The sequence below is a fragment of the Paenibacillus sp. TSM33 genome (assembly GCF_056099025.1).
Genome location: NZ_JBLZXB010000003.1, coordinates 188,237 through 208,659 on the forward strand (window position 1 = coordinate 188,237; position 20,423 = coordinate 208,659).

Genomic DNA, 20,423 nt, shown 5'->3' on the forward strand with positions numbered 1-20,423 from the left:
CTTTTTTAATTGTTAGTTAATCAGCGCAGCTTTTTGTAAAAGCAGGTGCAGCACCTTGGCAGATGCCTCACGTGTTGTAGGTGCATTCGGCTGGAAGTAGGAAGAGCCTTTGATCGTTGCTCCGTTAATAATACCTGCCGCACTTACTTTTTCAATACTGTCCTTGGCATAGCCTGCAAAGGATGAAGTATCATGGTACGGTGTGCGTGCAGGACCATCGGCTGCTGTTTTGATTTGAAGCAAGTCTACTGCTTTGCCCAGCACAACAGCAATTTCTTGACGACTGATATTTGCTTGCGGATCAAACTTGTCGTTGTTGCGACCTGTAATCAATCCGGCCTCATAAGCGGCTGCCACATCCCCGGAATACCAGCTACCTGCCGGAATATCACTGAATGGCGCAGCAGTACCTGGTGTCAGGCCAAGTGCCCGGGTGACCAAGGCTGCAAATTCTGCACGCGTGACGTTTTGCTTCGGTGAGAATGTCGTGTCGGTTGTGCCGTTAATTAGCAACTTATTCGCTAGCGATTGAATATCGGATTGGGCATACGACGATGAAATATCTTCAAAGCTAACAGGACGTGTGGCCGCTGCATACGTCGAGAAGCCCGGACGGCTTACCTTAACGACGGTAGTTCCATCAGCTTGCTTGGTGAAGATGGACGGAACGGGATAGACATTTCCATTTGCTGTATAAAGCACACCGGCTGTATTAGGATCAATTTGACCAGGTACGGTAAAGGATCGGCTAATGAACTGTCCTGGGACCACTTTAAGCGGTTGACTCTTGCCACCAGTGACAACGTTGGCCTCAAACCCTACCGGGGGGCCAATCACATTCGTGCCTTTAAGCTTGCTTGTAAATGTGCCGCTCGCCTCTGCCTGGCTGCTGATGACCACTTCAATGCCTGCACCTTCAGGTGCGTTTTTAAGAGCAGATACTGGCAATGCCAGGGAGGAGCCTGTATTGCTCACAATCAGGCTGCTTCCTGCTGCGGCTTTGCCCAGCGTTGCCAGTTGTGACGAAGTGAGTGCTGCCTTAGTCGTTTGGCCTGCTTGGCTAGTAGCCGACAATACGATAGCTGTCGGACTGGAGCCAGCTGCTGTCACGGCAGCCTGCAGGTCTGCATCAGCTACTGTCAGTGACTGTACATTATTGTTTAACGTAACGGCTGTAGGCACAGCTTTTACAGCTTGTCCTTGCTTCACCACGCTTTGCAGTGAAGGGGCAGATGTAGCAACAGGGGTGGATGTTTTTGTTGTAACAGAAGGTGTAGTATTGCTTCTGCCGCCACCTCCACCCCCTCCGCCGCCACTACTACCACCAGATGCGGCGCTATTATCCACACGGATGGATTTCGTGGCAGTGAACAGTTTAGGACCATCGTTATTGCGTTCTACTTCTCCCTTTTCATTCAGTTCTGGAGAGCTGACTTCCAGCTTGTACACGCCATCCTTCAAGTGTTGAATAACGGGCTGACCGTTAGCATCCAGAATTGGCTTGCCATTGTCATCAAATTCGACGTAGCTTCCGTTAATCCCCTTAAAGGAATAAGCGCCTTGTTTGAGGCGAGCGTTAGCTCCTTGTTCCTTGGTAGTGGCAATCCCATCAATCAGACCGATTAACTTATCGTCTAATCCGTATACATAGAGCGCGATCTGATTGGTCTTATCTGTGGTCAGACGGAAAGTCAAATCTGTTGTGCGCTCCGCACCTGTACGACTTGGATAAATAATCGGGTTAGTAAAACTCAGGTCCTGCAAGCCGAAGCCTGTCGTTGGGTTTTCTTTGCCGACATGCACAACGAACGGAAGATGAAGTGTCGGCTGTCCAGCGCTTTTTAGAATAACCTCTCCTTCATATACACCTGTAGCTGCATTCGCACTTGGTTGTACAGACAGGAAGAACGGTTGCGATTTGCCTGGTTCTGCCGAGATAGATCCATTCGTGCCAACCCCCTGTAACTGAACGGTAATGTTGCTCACGTCAGGTGTTGCAATAGGCTTAGTTGGATCAGAGGTGACATTATCATGTAAAACGTAGCTGGCTTCATACTGCACAGGGTTTGCGGATAGGTTTTTGAGTTGAAGCTGGATCTGCTTTGCATCACTACCCGGTCGTAACACCCCGAAGCTGGCGGACGGATTGTAATTCACAACTTCCTGACGATTAAAGTTCTTGTCAAGAATCGTAATCTTTTCAACGGTTTCCAGCAGGGCTGGAGTCTGAATCGCATTCGCAATGTTTACCAGACCTGCACCTTGGGAATACACATCATATTGGGTTTTATCTTCATTAAAGAGTGTAACCGAAGTGTTTGCCAGAGCAGCGCGGATATCAAACGGTGTCCAGTTCGGATGCTGCTGCTTCAGCAGCACGGCAAGTCCAGCCACATGCGGAGATGCCATACTCGTTCCGTTGCTGCGTTTGTAAGCTTGCTCATAAGATGCATCCGGATAAAATTTGGCGAAGGCAGGGTACGTTGACAAAATGCCAACACCCGGTGCGCTCACGTCCGGCTTGATACTCAGCAGTTCATCTCCATTTGGCCCACGGGAGCTAAAATCGGCCATGGTATTACCTGCATGATCTGTGCGAATGTAGTCTGCTCCAAAGGAAACGGAGAACTTCTCTCCAGCATTGTCTACGATTTGTTTAGCCAGTGCACGACCTTCCTTACCTTTCATGTCAAAGGTTGGAATAAAGTCGAAGCTGTCACCCAAGTTGGAATTAACGTAGTCATCGCGACCTGAAATGCTTTCCCCTAAATCAGCCTTGGTGATATCGCCAGGTTTCGTATTTCCATTGAAAACAATTACAGCTTTCGCGCCGTTTTCTTTCGCATTTGTGATTTTATCTACGAATGCCAAGTTGCCCCGTGAAACGAGAACAATCTTTCCTGCTACGTCTTTTCCTTCAAAATCATCAGGTTGTCCCAAATTAGCATATACAAGCTCATAAGGGGCAGTTCCCATAACGGAGGCAAAGTCTTCTCTGCCTGTCTCCCAGCCCATCAAATTAAAATCGTAATGTGCATAAGCATCAGCAGTTACGGTTTTCTTTAATTCACCGTTAGCCTCCCAATAGGAGTCGCGTGTGACCGAGGCTGTGCCAGAGAAGCTTTTGCTCGGTGAAGTGGCTGCACCAACGGAAATGGCTAGCTGGGATGTGGCGGGAGAACCCATCGAATAAAAATAAGGTCCTTCTTGTGCAGCGTTACCGTTCGCGATGACGGCGACTACCCCGGAAAGTACCGCATTATTGATGGCAATGGCATCTGGGGAGTTGGGATCTTTTTCAGAATCTGAGCCTAGCGACAGGTTGATGACATTCATGCCATCCTTGACAGCACGTTCAATACCGTCAATGACCTGAGCCGAGGAACCGGAGGAACGACCGGTCTTGGTATTGCGTCCAAGCACCTTATACACGTATAAGTCCGATTTATAGGCAATCCCTTTTTGTACAATATCCGAGGATTTATTTGCGGCTTTCCCGGCAATGGTACCGGAGACATGAGTACCATGTGTCGTTCCGCTAAAACCTGTGCCGTATGGATCATTCTCTTTTTCAAGGAACGGTTCCTCGTAAGGGTCATTGTCCTGTTCAAAAGAGTCATATCCGCCTTTGTAGGCTTCTTTCAAATCCGGATGCTCATAATCGATACCGGTATCAATAACCCCGACCTTGATTCCCTCGCCATGCAATCCTTTGGCCCAGGCTTCAGGCACACCAATTTGGTCCAGTGGCGCATTGTCATAAGTGGCTTCATTGGCTGTAAGTGTTGGCGGGTCCTGCACGGGGATAGAATAATACGTTTTGTTTTCGTGAATGGATTTAACGCCTGGTAGTTTAGCCAATTCTGGAATTTTATTCGCTGGCACCGTAACCTCCAGTCCGTTAAGCACCGTGTTGTACTGGTAATTCACTTGAAGAGAAATGCCGTGCTCAGCGGCTTGGTCTACGAACGTTGTCTGCTCGGTGGCGATTGCAGATTCGGTTTTTTGCTCGGTTTGAGCAGTGAACGCTTTGGCGTTTGAACGTGCCGTATATTTGTCCACAGCTAGGGGCTCACCATCAAGCTGTACGATGACTCTGACCTGACGAGAGGAGTCTGTGCTCAGCTCAGGTGAGATAAAGGCTGGAGCCGACTCAATAGTTAATGCTTCCTGAGCTTTTAAAAATGAGTCGATTGGCAAATCTGCAGTAGCGGCAGAACTGAAAGACGGCAGAGATAAGCTTACCGTCAAGGCAAGAGCGAGTGAAACGACAGGTATTTTTTGCAAAATGATCGGCTTTTTCAAAGATTTCCCTCTTTTCAATCAAAATATGATATCTCTACATACTAGGATTTGAAGCCACTGCCGTTGTTCTCACGCCTCCCTTAATATCTAAAATAATAGAATTGACCACTGGTGACTAACTTGCCAGTTTTGAGGCATATCTTACCATATTGGTGGGATATATTACTATATGTTTTTTATATTTTTAGAAAAAATAAGGATAACTTCACATATAGATTCCATGGAAATGTTATGAATTTACTAGATTATTTTTGAAATCATTCGAAGGGGAATGGGAGAATGCAAGATTTAATGATATAATCTGCATTGGAATTGTAGAGGTTACACAATCACGTAAAATGCTTAAGGTGAAGGAGTCGATTATGTTGGCAAAAACATTGATTTTCGGGCATAAAAATCCGGATACGGATACCATTTGCTCAGCTATTGCTTATGCAGACTTGAAAACCAAACTGGGCGCGGACGTAGAGCCGGTTCGTCTGGGTGAGGTTAACGGGGAAACGCAGTATGCGCTGGATTATTTCAAAGTGAGCGCGCCGCGTCTGGTTGAGCAGGTTGCTGCTGAGACAGACAGCGTCATTCTGGTCGATCATAATGAACGCCAGCAAAGCGCAACGGACATTGACAAGGTACGCGTAACTGAAGTCATCGATCACCACCGGATCGCTAACTTTGAAACAAGCCAGCCGCTGTACTTCCGCGCTGAGCCAGTAGGTTGCACAGCTACCATTCTGAACAAGCTCTACAAGGAAAATGGTGTAGCAATCCCCAAAGAAATCGCAGGTCTGATGTTGTCCGCGATTATTTCTGATTCCCTGTTGTTCAAGTCTCCGACCTGCACAGATCAGGACGTAGCCGCTGCTCGCGAACTGGCTGAAATTGCTGGTGTGGATGCAGAGCGTTACGGTTTTGACTTGCTTAAAGCAGGTGCTGATTTGAGTGGTCACACGATTGAGCAGTTAGTAAGCTTGGACGCAAAAGAATTCCAGATGAATGGACGCAAAGTGGAAATTGCACAAGTGAACGCAGTAGACGTAAACGACGTATTGTCCCGTCAAGCTGATCTGGAAGCTGCTTTGTCCCAAACCATTGCAGCCAAAAATCTTGATCTGTTCTTTTTCGTCGTAACAGACATTGTGAACAGTGATTCCATTGGTATTGCGCTGGGAAGCCAGGCTCAGGCAGTTGAAAAAGCCTACAATGTACAGTTGGATGACAACAAGGCTGTTCTGAAAGGCGTCGTATCGCGGAAATCGCAAATTGTGCCTGTATTGACTGAAGCTTTTAACAGTTTGTAATGATAAAAAATAAGCCTCCTGAATCTGACTGCATGAAAGCAGTGGAAGCAGGGGCTTATTTTTATGAGCTCACGTCATAGCTTTCCTGTAGCGGGATAGGGAATTTATGCTCCGGGGCCAAGCAATAATCGACATTAACGACGACACAATTCGCTCGTTCGGCAATGACCGGGCACCAGGGGCATCCATTTCAGCACTGCCCATTATGAATCCGCTACCATGAAAATTGACGAATGCTGGGAGTGGATCAGCAGACCGGAGGGAAGGCTCATATACAATTACACTAGAATCATCTACAGAGGTGTGATCATCCTCTCTGTCCGGTGTACATTGGGAGAATGCAAAGGATTAAAATCGGATGCTGTTACCATTCGGCCAGCCGATCTGCAGGCAAGTTTGACGAACAAATTTTGTCTCAGTCTTCGCACCATTTGTCTTTCTCCTCTTTGAGGGTGCTGGAGGTAGTTAGACGCGAACCTTTAACATCTTCAAAAGCATCCCGTACGCGTGACAAATAGTTCTGAAACTGGCAGAGTTCTGATTCAGTAAAGTCTGACATCAGACGTGAGGCCAGTCCTATGAAAAAAGGATCCATCTGCTGAATTTTACTTCTTCCTTTATCATTCAGGGAAACAAACACTCCCCGCTTGTCATTGGGATCGTCGTATTTATTAATGAATCCTTCTTGCTCAAGAGAAATAACCATAGAACTGATGGCTGCTCGGCTGACACCCATCTTTTCAGCCAAAGCAGAAGGAGATGACATTTCATCTCTTTGTGCAGAAAGTACACAAAGTGCAATATATTGCCCATAGGAGAGACCAAATTCACGCGAACGTTTTTCCATATTTTTTCTTATTTCATATGTTATAGAAAATAAATCTACCAAAACACCAATCGGTTTATTGCCACCTGGAAATAGATTATAGGCCAGCTGACGAATTTCGGAGTCCAAAAAAAAGAACATGCGATCCACCTCGATGTAGTTAATTAGTTAACTGTAATTTAATTAACCACTGGTTGCAATGATTTATACAAACTTTGTTCTGCATTTTTTTTAAAAGTATCGGTAAAACGTCACTTCCAGGGTCCGATGCACTGTTCAATACCTTGATCCACAAAAGCTTGGATGGAGGGCTGACGCAAGGTACGTCCTTCTTGCCAACGCCACTCGCTATATTGAATCTTGGCGGTAAACATGGGCTTTACCCAAAATGCGTCTTGATGCCGATCCGGTTTATTGATAAATGGTCGTTCTGATATGGTATGTGGCATCAGGCGCTCGGTAAGCTGACGCCAATCTCTACGAGTCAGCTTACCTGTACCCACGTGCCCGATATAACGCAGCATTCCTTGTTTATCATACTGGCCCAGTAATACAGCGTTGACAACACCTTTGTTTAGGGTATAGCCACCGATAACGGCAATGATATCACCATAATTTTTGACCTTGACCCATCGTCTATCCTGTCCGCCCATTGTGTATGGGCTATCCAGTTTTTTGCACACAATACCTTCCATTCCTTGGCTGCACATAACCTGAAATAGAGCTTGTCCATCAGGATGAGCAGGAGCCAGTTGGATCTGTTCATTCGGTATGATGATCTGATGCAGCAGTTCAAGCCTTTCCTGTAACGGTTTGCGATGAACCCATTCCCCATTTAGATATACAATGTCGAACAACATGTAAGTAGCGGGTACGGCTTCATAGGCTGCCTGGATTCGATCCGTCCGGCGAATCAGATCCCGACGCATAATTTCATGGAACGATGGTTTACCGTCGGCACCAAGTGCGATCATCTCCCCATCTAGTATGACTGAATCTGCCCTACAGTAGGAGGAGAAGCGAGCAAGTTCCGGGTACAAGAGCGTTCGTTCATGCTGTTTACGATTGAACAGACGTGTGTTGCCCTGGTCGTGATACGTTAAAATTCTTGTACCGTCCCATTTTATTTCGTAACGCCAAGGGCCTGCATCTATAGGGACTTTTTCACTCAGTTCTGGTTCAAACGGGATGACAGGCTTCATTTCCGTACCCAACACAGCACCTCCCCTTACCTTAATTGGAATAAATATAGTGTCGACGATAGTTCCTTTTTTATGTATGCGATGTTTCGCTGTCCCCTAATTAGGGGAATGATAAGGATATCTAGCGTGGGCATCAAGTGATTGCAGTATTCGTTCGCATGGAGTTGTTACGGCATTTTCTTCAGTCAGAAAGGGGATTAGTCTCATGAGACAAATTCGCGAGGAGGACCATGCAGTAGTCATGGTGGATGATGGACAGGTAGTTGCAGAAGTAGGTTATAAATCCGTAGATGACCACTCTTTGGTCATTGACCATACATTTGTATCTGAGCAGTTACGGGGTCAAAAAATTGGCAAGGAGCTTATCGACAAAGTTGTTGCTATGGCAAGGGAACAGCATAAAAAGGTGATCCCTGCTTGCTCGTATGCGCTGGCTCTGTTCAAGCGCCATCAGGAATACAGTGATGTCTGGCAGCAGTGAATATGGATATCATGACAGCGTTAGTGCATAGTCAATACAACACCGGAGTGGGGGATGATCCCTTCCCGGTGTTTTTTTGTGCATAAAGCTTGTAAAATGAATGCATTCTACCGTTGATATTGGGAAGTAAGAGTGGTTCCCAAATCGATGAAGCATATTTCCTGGAGAATGGCTGTGAAATTGTTCATACTGTTGTCACTTCACAGGCTATCTATGAGTTCTATATAATATATTATGGTTATGACCGCAAAAATAACGAAAACCTGAATTTAAACGAAGGAGACGCTCATGATGAATAAAGCGAGTGAGGACAAGCAGTACGTTCCAACGAGCAATCGTAATTTTACAGCCTTGATTATCACCGTTTCCATTATAGCCAATGTGATTATTTTGCTGCTGTTCTTTTCGCCGATCGGATACCAGGGGAGTGTTAGTTTCGATCTCACTATTTTCCCAAGGTTGAATGCGATTTTTAACAGCTTCACATTTATTTTCCTGGTGGCTGCATTGGTTGCGATTTTCAAGAAAAACATTAAGGTCCATAAAACCTTTATTCTGCTGGCCTTTGCCAGTACTGTTTTGTTTTTGTTTTCCTACCTGACCTTCCATTATATTTCGCCGGAAACTGCAAAATATGGCGGTGTGGGTATCCTTCGGCCGATTTACTTTACGCTGTTGATTTCACATAGTATATTAGCTGCGATTATCGTACCGCTGGCGCTGTTCACAGTTGTATGGGGATGGACGATGCAGGTAGCAAAACACCGTAAAATTGCCCGTTGGACGATGCCTATTTGGCTATATGTGAGCTTGACTGGGGTTTTGGTTTACGTTTTCATGGCTCCATATTATTAATAGATGTGAACCCTCTACGGGTTGTTTTTGGAAAGCATGGCGTCTCTGCTGAAGAGGCGTCTTTTTTGTATCCAATAAAAGAAAAATTATTCCTTCTAAATTTATTTTATTGAAAAAATGTTCCTTCTATAACGGTATTTCTGTTATAATTTACCTTAATCAACTAAGAACAAGGGGGTCACCATGTGACAAAGAAAGCGAAAGGCAGGTTACGGTTGCTTGTATCTATGCTGGCGCTGGTTGTACTGCTGAGCGGCTGCGGTGGCGGAGGCTCAAAGCCGGAAAAGGTAGACGGAGGGAAAGTCACACTGCAATTTTGGACCATTGCGCTACAACCTACATTTACCCCGTATTTTAATCGGGTCATTGCCGATTATGAGCAGAAAAACCCTAATGTCAAAATTGATTGGAAGGATTACCCGTATGACGCAGTGACCAATAAGTTATTGACGAGTATTGCTAGCAACAGCAGCCCGGATGTAGTGAATCTCAATACGGAATTTGCTAGCCAAATGGGCTCCAAGGGTGCCGTTGTTGATATGAACGAACACTTGTCGCCTGAGGAAAAGGCTGCTTATTTTGAGGGTATTTATAATTCGACGGTCATTAACGGTAAAGCTTATGCGCTACCCTGGTATACCGGCACGGAAGTGCTCTACATGAATACAAAGCTAGTTAAAGCTGCCGGATTGGACCCTACTCATCCGCCCAAAACACGGGAGGAATTATCAGAATGGGGCCGCCAAATCAATAGAAAAATCGGTAAGGCAGGCTATGCTCAGCAGCTTGTATCCAAGCTTTTTGCGGTTGACGGTATTCCCATCTTAAATAAAGAGAAGACAGCAGCCGCATTCAACACACCAGACGCAGTCACCATGATTGATAATCTAAAAAAACAGATGGAAGATGGTGTCGTGCTCAAGGAAGATGCTGATTTTTCACAGCAAGTGAAATATTATGCCGGCGAGCAGGTTGCCTTTGAGCTGGCAGGCCCAACGTTCATCAATTTTATCAAAACGGCAGCGCCAGACGTATATAAAAATACGATTGCTGTTCCCGTCCCAACCGGCAAAGCTGATGTGCGGCTCTCCAACTCTATGGACCTGGTCGTACCTACCAAGTCTTCACATATAGACGAGGCTGTGAAATTTGCTGTTTTCTTAACAAATGCAGAGAGTCAAACGGCTTTTTCTAAAGAGGCCAATACGCTACCTTCCACGAAAGAATCCATTAAAGACCCGTATTTTACTCAGTCTGACCAATCATTGGAGGCACAAGCCAAGGTAGTATCTGCACAAAGCCTGGATAAGGCGACAGATTATATGGTCGGGGTGCCTAATGCCAAGGATGTGAACAGTGCGATCGCGCGAGCCTTGCAAAATATTTTATTGAACGGAAGGGATACGAAGGAGACGCTTACTGCCCTGGAGCAGGAAGTGAACGATATTCTAAAGCAATAGGTATGACAGGGGAGTAATGCGAATACTCCCCTGTTTATTTATCAAAATCAGGTGGTGATGCAGCATGATCAAATGGTTGAGGTCGGAGTCCTTTACGGCCTGGGCCTTTATGACGCCGGGACTGTTATTGCTTGCCGTCTTTGTATTTTGGCCTATTATTTACAGCATTCCGCTGGCATTGACGGACTACTCTGTCATATCAGATACCCATTTTGTCGGCCTGGATAATTTTGAAGCAGCGTTTAAGGACCGTAACTTTCTTATTTCGATTTGGAACTCATTGTTGTACGTGCTCATTGTTCCCTTTCTTCAAATATTCTCTATCCTGATGGCCGTGCTGGTGAACAGTCGTATCCCCGGAATTAAAATATTTCGTACGACCTACTACATCCCTGTTGTGACTTCGATGGTAGCTGTGGCCTTAATTTGGAGCTGGCTGTTGGGCAATAACAGCGTAGTGAACTATTTGCTTATACAAGTCGGTTTGATTAGCAAAGACATACACTGGTTATCGGACAGCAATTTAGCCTTGTATGTACTGATGTTCATCACGATGTGGAAGGGACTCGGGTATTATATGATGCTCTATCTGGCAGGATTACAAAACATTCCTCAAGATCTGTACGAAGCCGCTAGGGTGGATGGAGCCAGTCGATGGCGTCTGATTGTTCATATTACACTTCCGCTGCTGAAGCCATACGTTCTGTTTTGTACCCTCATATCGCTCATGTCAGCTATTCGCGTATTTGATGAGGTATATGTGTTAACCAAGGGTGGACCGGGAACGGCCACGTTGACATCCAGCTTGTATATTTTTCAAAAGGGGATGGAGCAGTTTAATTTTGGGTACGCTTCGGCACTTGGCTTGATTGTCGGTGCAATGATTGCAGTACTCAGTATTATCGTATTCCGATTCAATAGGAAAGGCGGTGTCAATCCCTATTGATGAATCTACAGAATGATAAAATGCTGCGCTCGTCTCTTCCTAAAAAAGAAAGCAGTCGCATCATGCGTAGTCTTGGTCGAGTGCTCAGAATGACAGTAATGTATGTGCTTTTAGTGCTGCTAGCCCTCTTTTTGATGGGACCGTTTCTATGGCTGCTTAGTGTATCCCTCATGCCAGGCCGTAATATTTTTTCAACGCCGCCTGCGATCTTCCCGACCTTTATTGATTTCGACAACTATGTTCAGGTGTGGCAGTTCATGGATTTTCCAAAATATATGCTGAATACGGTCATCATTACGGTGTTGGGCGTTGTGCTCAATGTGGTACTGGCCAGTTTGACGGGATATCCCTTGGCTGTATTTCGCTTTAAGGGTAAAAATGTGGTGTTTACGCTGCTGATTGCTACAATGATTATTCCTTCTTACACGGCATTTATTGTGCATTATCTGACCATTCAAGGGCTTCATCTAGGTAATACATATATGGGTGTGGTGTTGCCCGGGGCAGTCTCTGTGTTCAACATTTTTCTAATGCGGCAGACGTTTATTCATATCCCCGCCGATGTGCGTGATTCAGGTAAAATGGATGGCGCTTCGGAGTTTCGAATTTGGTGGCAGCTGGTGCTTCCACTGGTCAAGCCGGCGCTTGCTGTGATTTCTCTGTTGGAGGCCATGTCGTTCTGGAACAGCTTCCTGTGGCCTATCGTTATTCTGAACGATACGGAGCTATACCCGCTGGCAGCTGCACTTACGTATCTCAATGGTCAGTTTGCCTATAATTTTGGCTGGATTGCTGCAGGCACAATGATTTCGGTATTGCCGATCATTATATTGTTCCTGTTCACGCAGCGTTATTATATGGAAGGATTGGCGGGAGCCGTAAAAGGCTAAGTCAGAGGTCACGGCTACGGAGAGCCAGTAAATGGAAGGAGACGATTGCGATGGAACTGTCCAAAGGAATGAGACCTAATTCGGATGTAGGGCTAACACCACAGGAGGTTCAATATTATTTTCGTGATGTGTATGACAGTGGGGACAAACTGGTTATCTCTGAACCGAACCTGATCTGTGAACTGTCCTCTCGCTTCGCAATGAATCAGGAGTATGAAGGTGTGCTTGACCCCGAGGGACCGATCCGACTCATTGCACCTCCGGGGCCCGGTGTTCCGACTGAAACAAGGGGAAGCGTGCAGTTGATGCTCGAATATGACGGAACGCTTACTGCCGATGGATATCGTTTGGACATTCAGAAGGAAGGGAGAATTGAAATCCATGCATCCAATAAAAGAGGGCTCAAATACGGCATGGATGCCCTGCATCTCCTGCTTCAAGTAGAACAGGAACGATGTACGCTACCGGTGATGTCTATTCGGGATGAGCCTTCCTTTCCGGTCAGAGGAATCATTGAAGGTTTCTACGGGAAGCCGTGGAGTTTCGCAGATCGGCTGGATGCCGTTCATTTTATGGCTGCGCATCGGATGAACACGTTTATGTACGCTCCCAAGGACGATCCCTATCATCGCGAGCTATGGAGGGAACCGTACCCCGAGGAGACATTTGCCCAAATCCGCGAATTAAAGGAAGCCTGTGAACGGCACGAGGTTGATTTTCACTATTGTATTAGTCCAGGGAATGACCTGAACTTTGGTAGCGCTGAAGATTTTCTCAAATTGACGGAAAAGCTGGCAGCCATGATAACGATAGGCGTACGTCATTTTTCTGTATTAATGGATGACATTGACTACGTCCTTAAAGGAGAAAATCGGCATTTGCTGGGCCGCTCGGGCCACGCTCATGTCTTCTTGACGAATAAGGTTCATACATGGTTGGCTGAGCGGCTGCCTGAATTTACGCTGACAGTCTGTCCATCGGAATATTGGTCCTATTGGGATACCGAATACAAAAAGGATTTCCGGGAGCGATTGCATCCAGATATTAAGGTATTCTGGACGGGATACTTTGTATTTGCTCCACAGATTGGTCGCCAGCATGCTGCCGATAACCATGCATTCTATGGGCATGAGCTGTGGTTATGGGATAACATCCCGGTGAATGATTGTGACCATGATCGGTTATTCCTCGATCCGCTGCGCGGACGGTATTCCGGGCTTCCAGCTTGCGGACATACCGGCATGGTGGCCAACCCGATGAACCAATGGGAGTGCTCCAAGGTGACGCTTATTACGATGTCCCACTATATGTGGAACAGTGAGCGTTATATGCCGGAGCTGTCCTGGGAATGGGCTGTGCGGGAGTTAGCGGGGGAGCATGCAGATGAACTGATGTTTTTCTGTCGCCAAAACAAGAACAGCCGACTGGGCAGCAGCACGTATGAGGACGTGGACCTTGCCTTGCAAATGCGCGATATCCCTGCGCTGGATATATACTTCGAGCGGCTGCTTCACGTCGTGAGCGTCTTACAGAATATATCTGCCGATGATCCGCCGGCAGGCTTCGTGGCACAGGCTGCGCCTTGGCTGGAACGTGCTAAGTTGGACGTAAACCTGTGGCAAGTACTGCGCCAAGCTGCGCTCAACAACGAACATCAGAACAATGTGCAGTCCCAGGGCAGTCTCGTGCATAGCGAAGCTACTGGCGAACATGAGCCACCGCCTCTGACGGACGAGGTTGTGAACGAACTGCGACGCAGCATCACGGCTTGCCTAGAAGCAGAAGCTCGACTGGGGAGTAATCCGGCGATCCGTGCTGCCGTGCAGTGGGGCTATGTCGATCAAGATGAACAAGGCAAATATCGACTGGTCTTGTGAGAATTTGTGATGGTTAAGAAACAAGGCAGCAAGCTGCCTTGAAAATTACCATTTGCCGTTAGGATAACGGTAATTTTCAGGAAGGTGGAGCGTATGGTGAAGCCAAATACCCGATTGCTTTTTGTGCCGCTGGATGAGCGGCCCTGTAATTATCAATTTCCTTACTTACTGGCACAGGGCACAGACCTTGAAATGGAGCGCCCTCCATTGGAGTGGATGGGACAAAAGAAAACCCCTGGTGATACGACCAGGCTATGGGCATGGCTCGAAGAACGGGCGGCGAGTGCTGATGGAGCGATCATTGCAATGGATACGCTACTGTACGGGGGGATCGTACCCTCTCGGCTACACGGAATGTCGAGTGAGCAGGTCGGAGATAGGGCTAATCGTCTTCGCAGGTTAAAGCAACTATACCCGCAACTGACGCTGTATGCATTTCAATTGATTATGCGTTGTCCGCAATACTCTTTGGCTGATGAGGAACCAGACTACTATGCTGATTGGGGTCGTGAGATATTCAGAAAGGGTTTCATTGAGCATCGTCAGGAGCTAGCGATCGCTACCGCAGAAGAGTTGCTGGAATTAGCGGATATTGATGAGCGTTTGCCTATAGAGATTTTGAATGATTATCTAGGGCGTCGCCATGTGAATTTGGAAGCCAATCAAGTAGCGCTGGAACTGGTAGCAGAAGGCGTGGTTGATTTTATGATCATCCCACAAGATGATTCGGCTCCCTACGGCTATACCGCCAAGGATCAACAGCGGCTAAGAAGTCGTATTTCCGAGCTTGGGCTAGATTTGAAAGTTTACATGTACCCGGGGGCAGACGAAGTGGGTTGTACGTTGCTAGCTCGGTGGGTGAATCGGATGAACCATGTAGTTCCACTGGTGTATCCTCGATTGTCTGCTTTGCAGGGGGCGTTCGTAGTCCCTCTTTTTGAGGATCGTTATTTTTACGAAACGTTAAAGTATCAGATTATAGCGGCAGGTGGGCTGATTGCTTCCTCAGCAGTGGAGGCTGATTTGATTTTGCTGGCTAACACGCCTGGCGACACGATGGCAGAGGCCTCATCCCAGCAGCATGCGATGGCCGGATATGATGTACATCGGAATCTGGTAGAGCTGGTTGAGTACGGTGCTCATATGCAGCATGATGCCAATAAACATGTTGCAATTGCTGATGTAGCCTACGCTAACGGTGCCGATCTCAAGCTGCTTAGACTATTGAAGCAAAAAGGACTGCTTTTTAAGCTGGCAGGCTATGCAGGCTGGAATACCAGTTCTAATACGCTCGGTACCGTCATTGCCCAGTCCATGCTTTATATCCGCTATGGTCCTACGGAGGAACACCTGGATTTTCTGGGGCTGCGCTACGCTGAGGATGCCTGTTATTGTGCTGTGGTACGTACAGCTATGAATAATGGAATTGTGGAGCAGATGGGTTTTAACAAGTTTATGCTTGATGGACCTAGAGGATCGGTAGCTACAGTCATTCGCGGACGGCTGGAGCAGGCGCTCGATGAATATGTGAACGGGCCGGAGGGTCGCGTGGAAATTACAGATTGCTACATGCCGTGGAACCGTACCTTTGAAGTTGGATTGACTGTGCGGCATTATGCCGAGGGGAGGGAGTGATACCTATGGGAATGGAAGGTGTATTATCCAAGGTTCGGCATGGGCTGATCGTTTCCTGTCAGGCGCTACCTGGCGAACCGTTGTATGGAGCAGATTTTATGGTCAAAATGGCACGTGCTGCTCAGGAGGGTGGAGCTGTAGCGATTCGCGCCAATGGTGCATCGGATGTACGTGCGATTAAACAGGCGATCCCTCTACCAGTCATTGGTTTGGTTAAACGGGATTATGCTGATTCTGATATTTACATTACGCCTACCCTCCGTGAAATGGAGGAACTGGTGGAGGCAGGTGCAGATATCATTGCGCTGGATGCCACATCACGACCGCGCCCAGAGGGGAGCAAGTTGAAGCAACTCATAGATTACGCTCATGAGCACGGAGTCACTTCCATGGCGGATATATCGACACTGGAGGAGGCGCTTCATGCGGCTTCCCTTGGTGTAGGCTGCGTATCCACGACGTTATCCGGTTATACGCCATATTCTACTCAGATAGATGGTCCAGACCTGGAATTGGTGCGGAGAGCATCAGAGCTGGTTCCTGTTCCTGTCATTGCAGAAGGCAGAATCCATGATCCGGCACAAGTAGAGGAAGCATTTCGGCTGGGTGCACATGCAGTGGTTGTAGGCTCGGCGATTACTAGACCCCAATTGATTACGCAGCGGTTTGCCGATGCCGCAAGGAAGGCAGTGAAATGCATCTATGGAGATGAACGACCGAATTAACACGTATTATCCTTCATTAACGAAATCGGAGCAAAAAGTCGCTTTGTGCGTACTGGAGTGCCCCGCAGACATCATATATTTCTCCGTGACGGAACTGGCTGACTTTGCAGGTACAGGCGAAACGACGGTTATGCGTTTTTGCAGGAAAATTGGTTTTAAAGGGTATCAGGATTTCCGACTGTCGCTGGCACAAAACCAGACTTATCGCAAAACCGATATGAGCGAGGAGAACATCGACCCAGATAACGAACATGATATTACGCGCACGGTGTATCACAATATGCTCGATATTTTGCATTCCAGTATGGGACTCCTGGACCGTTCGGAGCTTAGTCGTGCGATAGCGTGTCTCGATCAAGCGGGTTATGTTCAATTTTTCGGTGTAGGTGCATCGGGAATTTCCGCCCAGGATGCCAAAAACCGCTTCTTGCGGATTGGGCGGCGCGCCGAGGCTGTGGCAGACGGACATATTCAGTCGATGATGGCCGTGTCCATGAGTCCTGGTGATGTCGCTATTGGCATCAGTGTATCAGGAAGTACACTGGATACCAACGACATGCTGCACAAGGCCAAGCAGAACGGAGCAACAGTTATTGCAATTACGAATTATGCAAAATCACCTATTACCTCCATTGCAGATATTGTTTTACTGACCGCAGGGAAGGAAGCGCCGATAGAAGGCGGTTCAATTGGCGCCAAAATCTCACAGCTATTCGTGATTGATCTCATCTGCGAAGGACTTGCTCGCAAGCACACGAGTCACACCAAACAGATGAAGGAAAAAACAGCGAGAGCGGTGATTGAACGAAGTTATTGAAATTCTGCGGTTGTGGATTGGGATACGGCATGCCTCGACAATTCATCGTGTTTTTCTATCTATAGAAGGTTTGTGCTAAGAGCTCGTAAGCTTGTATGTGGGGGAACAAGGAGGATATGGTGGTGGCAGTTGCATTAAACAAAGTCATTGGGATCGACATTGGAGGAACTTCCGTAAAGGCCGCCATAGTGGCGCGGGATGGATCGGTACTTGATGAAATTCGAATGGATACAGATGCCTCCCGTGGGCGTGAATGGGTATTGTCGCGTGTGTCTGAGTCTGTATTCGGACTGATGCGTTCTTTTGGAGATACCAGTGTGAGTACCCCTATAGGTATAGGCGCTTTAGGTATTGCTACTGCTGGCAGAGTGAACGTGGAGAGCGGTGAAGTTGTGTACGCCACAGATAACCTGCCTGGCTGGCAGGGTACATCCTTGGTGGAGTGGGCTAAAGAAAAGCTGGCTCTACGTGCGGTTGCTGATAATGATGCGAACGCTGCGTTACTTGGAGAAGCGTGGCAGGGGGCCGGGAAGGGCAAACAGCGCTTGGTCATGCTCACCTTGGGAACAGGGGTCGGAGGCGCGTATATGGAAAATGGCCTCTTGTGTAGAGGGGCACACTGGAGCGGCGGCGATTGGGGGCACAGTATTTTATTTCCCGGAGGTCACCCCTGCAATTGCGGGAAAAAGGGATGTGCAGAGCAATACGTATCAGGTAGCGCCCTATTACGTCGAGGCAGTGAATACACCGGACAATTGTACCATTCGGGGTACGAGATTGTGACAGAGGCCGCTCACGGCAACCTGAGGACAATTCAGGTGCTGGATGATTACACAGCAGATTTAGCTGTGCTTCTGGCTAATATTTCGGTGACCCTTGATCCTGAGTTGATCATTGTTGGGGGAGGAGTAGCGGACGCGGGAGAGGTCTGGTGGCCCTTGCTCGAAAAGCATTTGTACCAACTGGGAGTTCAAACAGAAGTAAGTCGGGCAATGTTGGGCAATCGCGCTGGATACATCGGCGCTGCTAGGCTTGCTTTTGAAATGACGAAATCTTAGTACAAAATTGAAAGGGGAACGAACCATGACGCAAAAACGGCTTGATGCCGATATTGTTGTGATTGGCGGAGGTCTGGGAGGGACATCGGCAGCCCTTGCAGCGGCGAAAGCTGGTATGAGAGTCATCATGACAGAGGAGACGGACTGGCTGGGGGGGCAATTAACTTCACAGGCTGTTCCCCCAGATGAGCACCGATGGATCGAACAGTTTGGTTGCACAGCTACATATCGTCAGTTCCGCAATCGTGTACGCGACTATTACCGTCAGAACTATCCGTTAACTGAAGAAGCCTACAATGATCCGATTCTTAATCCTGGGAACGGCTGGGTAAGTCGTCTGGCCCATGAACCACGGGTAGCTCTACAGGTGCTTGAGGATATGCTTGCTCCTTATTTAAATACGGGACGCGTTCGTGTATATTATCACACCGTGCCTATAGCTGCTCAGACAGATGGAGATTGTATTACTTCTGTTACCGTCCGTACCTCGCATAATCCTGATCATAAGAGTGGCCTCAGAGTGCTGCATGGAACGTTTTATCTGGATGCCACAGAGTGTGGCGATCTCCTTCCCATGGCGGGTGTGGAGCATACGAGTGGAGCGGAGTCGCGGGCTGCGACAGGGGAGCCTCATGCACTGGAGTGCGCCAATCCTCTTGATATGCAATCTATCACGCATGTGGCTGCTGTAGACTACATTCCCCAGGAAAGCTTCATTATAGAGCGACCGCAACAATATGATTTCTGGAGAAATTATATCCCGTCCTTTTCCCGTTTTCCGATTTTGAGCTGGTTTGCTACAGATGCAGATGATACCAGTAAACTAAAACAGTTCACATTGTTTCCTAACGATCAGGGTATTGTATCCTTATGGGATTATCGCCGTATCGTAGATCCCTCCATATGGAGCGAACCGCTAAATGATGGAGAGGTTACTCTTTTAAACTGGGCGCAAAATGATTATTACCTAGGACCCTTGATCGGCGTCACCGCTCAGGAGCAGGCAAAACATCGCGAAGGAGCGCGTGAGTTGACCCGTTCATTAATATATTGGCTTCAAACCGAAGCACCGCGCTTAGATGGAGGATTCGGCTATCCAGGAATTCGCCCACGGGGTGATTTTCTTGGCACTTCTGACGGTCTGGCTAAAACGGCTTATATTCGCGAGTCGCGCCGGATTAAGGCCAAGTATACAATTTCGGAGTTTGATGTAAGTCGTGAGCTTCGGGGTAAGGAGGGACCCAAACGGTATTCAGACAGTGTAGGTGTGGGCAGCTATCATTTAGATCTTCATCCGACTACGGTATCTCAGCGAACTTTTTATATCCCTAACTATCCTTATGAAATTCCATTGGGCTCACTTATTCCTGTGAGAGTACGTAATTTACTTCCTGCTTGCAAAAATATAGGGATGACTCAAATAGCTAATGGTTGTTATCGGCTGCATCCTACAGAATGGAATATAGGAGAAGCATCGGGAAGCTTGGCGGCTTACTGTGTCTCCAACGGAGTATATCCTATTGAAGTGAGTCGGTCAGAAGAACATCTTGGACGTTTTCAAAATATTCTCCTTCGCCAAGGTGTGGAGCTGCACTGGCCAGCAGAGGTATTCGAACCAGAGGGAGTCACCAGCTAGTGAAGGGGCAGCTAGCCCCTTCACTGATTTAACGGAGCAGAACATGAGTGAATTTATCTAAAAAGAAAAAAAGTGCTTGCTAAGTTACTTAGGTATATGATATATTATTTGAGCTGACAACAAAACAGCCGTTTCAAAAGAGAATAAACAGGATGAAATGATCTTCGAAAAGAAGAAAAAAATAATCCTTGCATTTTTGAAATGAACATGATATGATCTTATAGCTGCTGAAAACGCAGCGAAAAAGAATTTGATCTTTGAAAACTGAACAACGAGTGAGTAAACGATTTTGTTCGCAAAATCAAACAAGAGATATTTTATCTCGTCAGTTTCAACATGAGCTAATCGCTCTTTCTATAACCAACCTCGGTTGGTCTTTAATGGAGAGTTTGATCCTGGCTCAGGACGAACG

16 protein-coding genes are annotated in these 20,423 nt (G+C 47.2%); 12 read left to right on the forward strand and 4 right to left on the reverse strand.

The annotated features are described in order from the left end of the window. Positions 1-12: 12 nt before the first annotated feature. The gene (locus tag ACN6NF_RS01525) at positions 13-4,305 is read right to left on the reverse strand and encodes a S8 family serine peptidase (protein ID WP_474314519.1); all 4,293 of its coding nucleotides are present in this window, start codon (positions 4,303-4,305) and stop codon (positions 13-15) included. Positions 4,306-4,667: 362 nt separating this feature from the next. Between ACN6NF_RS01525 and ACN6NF_RS01530 the strand changes: the two genes are divergently transcribed. Further along, a complete protein-coding gene (locus ACN6NF_RS01530; RefSeq protein WP_474314522.1) occupies positions 4,668-5,603 on the forward strand; it encodes a manganese-dependent inorganic pyrophosphatase in 936 nt (311 codons plus the stop codon). Between the two features lie 61 nt (positions 5,604-5,664). On the opposite strand, the gene ACN6NF_RS01535 is transcribed toward ACN6NF_RS01530, so the two are convergent. From ACN6NF_RS01535 to ACN6NF_RS01545, 3 genes are all read right to left on the reverse strand, one after another. Next, complete coding sequence (locus ACN6NF_RS01535) at positions 5,665-5,769, reverse strand: alpha/beta hydrolase fold domain-containing protein (protein WP_474314546.1); 105 nt, start codon at positions 5,767-5,769, stop codon at positions 5,665-5,667. Positions 5,770-6,018: 249 nt separating this feature from the next. Next, positions 6,019-6,570 carry a MarR family winged helix-turn-helix transcriptional regulator gene (locus tag ACN6NF_RS01540; protein WP_474314524.1) on the reverse strand — a complete coding sequence of 184 codons (552 nt, stop codon included), beginning with the start codon at positions 6,568-6,570 and terminating at the stop codon, positions 6,019-6,021. Positions 6,571-6,680: 110 nt separating this feature from the next. Continuing rightward, positions 6,681-7,643, reverse strand: a complete 963-nt coding sequence (locus ACN6NF_RS01545) for an ATP-dependent DNA ligase (RefSeq protein ID WP_474314526.1) — start codon at positions 7,641-7,643, stop codon at positions 6,681-6,683. A 136-nt stretch (positions 7,644-7,779) separates the two neighbouring features. On the opposite strand from ACN6NF_RS01545, the gene ACN6NF_RS01550 reads away from it, so the two are divergent. The 11 genes from ACN6NF_RS01550 (at position 7,780) to ACN6NF_RS01600 (ending at position 20,011) form a co-directional block, all read left to right on the forward strand. Further along, entirely contained in the window at positions 7,780-8,112 is a 333-nt protein-coding gene (locus tag ACN6NF_RS01550) for a GNAT family N-acetyltransferase (RefSeq protein WP_474314548.1), read from the forward strand. Positions 8,113-8,403: 291 nt separating this feature from the next. After that, entirely contained in the window at positions 8,404-8,967 is a 564-nt protein-coding gene (locus ACN6NF_RS01555) for a DUF420 domain-containing protein (RefSeq protein WP_017425709.1), read from the forward strand. Between the two features lie 185 nt (positions 8,968-9,152). After that, the gene (locus tag ACN6NF_RS01560; RefSeq protein WP_474314528.1) at positions 9,153-10,427 is read left to right on the forward strand and encodes an ABC transporter substrate-binding protein; all 1,275 of its coding nucleotides are present in this window, start codon (positions 9,153-9,155) and stop codon (positions 10,425-10,427) included. Between the two features lie 64 nt (positions 10,428-10,491). After that, a complete protein-coding gene (locus ACN6NF_RS01565; protein ID WP_016820245.1) occupies positions 10,492-11,373 on the forward strand; it encodes a carbohydrate ABC transporter permease in 882 nt (293 codons plus the stop codon). After that, positions 11,373-12,263, forward strand: a complete 891-nt coding sequence (locus ACN6NF_RS01570) for a carbohydrate ABC transporter permease (RefSeq protein ID WP_117290312.1) — start codon at positions 11,373-11,375, stop codon at positions 12,261-12,263. The genes ACN6NF_RS01565 and ACN6NF_RS01570 overlap by 1 nt, the downstream gene beginning before the upstream one ends. A 50-nt stretch (positions 12,264-12,313) precedes the next feature. Continuing rightward, positions 12,314-14,140 (forward strand): protein O-GlcNAcase, encoded by a 1,827-nt coding sequence (locus tag ACN6NF_RS01575; protein WP_474314531.1) that lies wholly within the window; start codon positions 12,314-12,316, stop codon positions 14,138-14,140. A gap of 93 nt (positions 14,141-14,233) precedes the next feature. Further along, on the forward strand, positions 14,234-15,775 hold the full coding sequence (locus ACN6NF_RS01580; protein WP_474314534.1) for a DUF4127 family protein: 1,542 nt from the start codon (positions 14,234-14,236) through the stop codon (positions 15,773-15,775). A 5-nt stretch (positions 15,776-15,780) separates the two neighbouring features. Beyond that, positions 15,781-16,500, forward strand: a complete 720-nt coding sequence (locus tag ACN6NF_RS01585) for an N-acetylmannosamine-6-phosphate 2-epimerase (RefSeq protein ID WP_474314536.1) — start codon at positions 15,781-15,783, stop codon at positions 16,498-16,500. Further along, entirely contained in the window at positions 16,478-17,317 is an 840-nt protein-coding gene (locus tag ACN6NF_RS01590; protein WP_013369019.1) for a MurR/RpiR family transcriptional regulator, read from the forward strand. Before ACN6NF_RS01585 ends, ACN6NF_RS01590 begins: the two co-directional genes overlap by 23 nt. Positions 17,318-17,433: 116 nt before the next feature. After that, positions 17,434-18,375: an ROK family protein gene (locus ACN6NF_RS01595; RefSeq protein ID WP_474314550.1), complete on the forward strand. Its 942-nt coding sequence runs from the start codon at positions 17,434-17,436 to the stop codon at positions 18,373-18,375. 25 nt (positions 18,376-18,400) lie between these two features. After that, entirely contained in the window at positions 18,401-20,011 is a 1,611-nt protein-coding gene (locus tag ACN6NF_RS01600) for an FAD-dependent oxidoreductase (RefSeq protein ID WP_474314539.1), read from the forward strand. Positions 20,012-20,423: the final 412 nt, after the last annotated feature.